The organism is Polaribacter sp., from assembly GCF_965656025.1.
GTDB lineage: Bacteria > Bacteroidota > Bacteroidia > Flavobacteriales > Flavobacteriaceae > Polaribacter.
Window position 1 is genome coordinate 1 of record NZ_CBFHJT010000126.1, and the last position, 2,530, is coordinate 2,530.

General features: G+C 32.6%; 1 protein-coding gene. It reads left to right on the plus strand.

The window, feature by feature from the left end; genetic code table 11:
• Positions 1-2,530, plus strand: a 2,530-nt coding sequence (rpoB, locus tag ACTG3S_RS14245; protein ID WP_439129997.1) for a DNA-directed RNA polymerase subunit beta, incomplete at both ends; no start/stop codon positions are given.

Sequence of the window (2,530 nt, forward strand, 5' to 3'; positions counted from 1 at the left end):
TTGAAAGAGATAAAGATATATTAGAAATTTTTGATCTTGCAGAAGAAGTAAAAGTTTCTAAAGCTGGATTAAAAAAAGTATTAGGTAGAAAACTTGCGGCTAGAGTTTTAAAAACTTGGCACGAAGATTTCGTAGACGAAGATACAGGTGAAGTGGTATCAATCGAAAGAAATGAAATTGTTTTTGATCGTGATACAATCTTAGAAAAAGAACATATAGATGAAATAATTGATGCAGGCGCTAAAACAGTATTACTTCATAAGGAAGATAATCAAATGGCAGACTATGCAATTATTCATAACACATTACAAAAAGACCCTACAAACTCAGAAAAAGAAGCTGTAGAACATATTTATAGACAATTACGTAATGCAGAACCGCCAGATGAGGAAACTGCAAGAGGTATAATAGATAAGTTATTTTTCTCTGAACAACGTTATAATTTAGGTGAAGTTGGTCGTTTTAGAATGAACACAAAACTTCAGTTAGATGTTGATATGGATCAAAAAGTATTAACCAAACTAGATATTATTACAATTATCAAGTTTTTAATACAATTAATTAACTCTAAAGCAGAGGTAGATGATATAGATCACTTATCTAACAGACGTGTAAGAACAGTAGGAGAGCAGTTAGCAGGACAATTTGGCGTTGGTTTAGCACGTATGGCTAGAACAATTCGTGAGCGTATGAATGTACGTGATAATGAGGTTTTTACGCCAATTGATTTAATTAATGCAAAAACATTATCATCTGTAATTAACTCATTTTTTGGTACCAACCAATTATCTCAATTTATGGATCAAACAAATCCATTAGCAGAGATTACTCACAAGCGTAGATTATCTGCACTTGGGCCCGGTGGTTTGTCTAGAGAAAGAGCTGGTTTTGAGGTGCGTGATGTACATTACACACACTATGGACGTCTATGTCCGATTGAAACTCCAGAGGGACCAAACATTGGTTTAATTTCTTCTTTATCTGTATTTGCGAAAGTAAATAATTTAGGATTTATTGAAACTCCATATAGAAAGGTAGACAATGGTGTAGTAGCAGGAGAAGAGCCAATTTATTTAAGTGCAGAAGAAGAAGAAGGTAAAAAAATTGCCCAATCTAATTTAGAACTTAAAGGAGATGGTAGTATTGTTTTAGATAGAGTTATTGCTCGTGAAGAAGGAGATTTCCCTGTTGTTAATCCTGATGAGATTAATTATATGGATGTTGCTCCAAATCAAATTGCGTCAATTTCTGCCTCTTTAATTCCTTTCTTAGAGCATGATGATGCCAACCGTGCATTAATGGGATCTAACATGATGCGTCAAGCAGTACCATTATTAAGACCAGAATCTCCAATTGTTGGTACTGGTTTAGAGCGAAGAGTTGCAAAAGATTCAAGAATCTTAATTAATGCAGAAGGAGCGGGTGTAGTAGAATATGTAGATGCAAACAAAATAACGATTAAGTACGATAGAACTGAAGATGAAAAAATGGTAAGTTTTGATTCTGATGAAGTTTCTTATGATTTAATTAAATTTAGAAAAACCAACCAAGGTACTTCTATTAACTTGAAACCAATTGTAGAAAGAGGAGACAGAGTTACAGAAGGTCAAGTACTTTGTGAAGGTTATGCAACACAAAAAGGAGAATTAGCTTTAGGTAGAAACATGAAAGTAGCCTTTATGCCTTGGAAAGGGTATAACTTTGAGGATGCAATTGTAATTTCAGAAAAAGTTGTTCGCGAAGATATATTTACATCTATTCATATTGATGAGTATTCTTTAGATGTTAGAGATACAAAATTAGGAACTGAAGAGTTAACTAACGATATCCCTAACGTATCTGAAGAAGCTACCAAAGATTTAGATGAGAATGGAATGATAAGAATTGGAGCAGAAGTAAATCCTGGTGATATCTTAATTGGTAAAATTACACCAAAAGGAGAATCTGATCCAACTCCAGAAGAAAAATTACTACGTGCTATTTTTGGTGACAAAGCAGGTGATGTAAAAGATGCATCATTAAAAGCTTCTCCATCATTAAGAGGTGTAGTAATAGATAAAAAATTATTTAAGAGAGCCGTAAAAGATAAAAATAAAAGATTAAGAGATAAAGAAGCAGTAGCTACTTTAGAACAATCTTTCGTTTCTAAATTTGAAGACTTAAAAGATCAATTAATAGAAAAGTTATTTGCACTAATTAGCGGAAAAACATCACAAGGTGTGTTTAACGATTTAGGTGAAGAAGTTTTACCAAAAGGTAAAAAATACACACTAAAAATGTTAAATTCTGTAGACGATTATGTACACTTAACTGGTTCTTGGACAACAGATAGCGACTTAAATAAATTAGTTGGAGAGTTAGTTCATAATTATAAGATTAAAGTAAATGATTTACAAGGATCTTTACGTCGTCAAAAATTTACAATCTCTGTAGGAGATGAATTACCAGCCGGAATTTTAAAACTTGCTAAAATTTACATTGCTAAAAAACGTAAATTAAAAGTAGGAGATAAAATGGCAGGACGTCATGG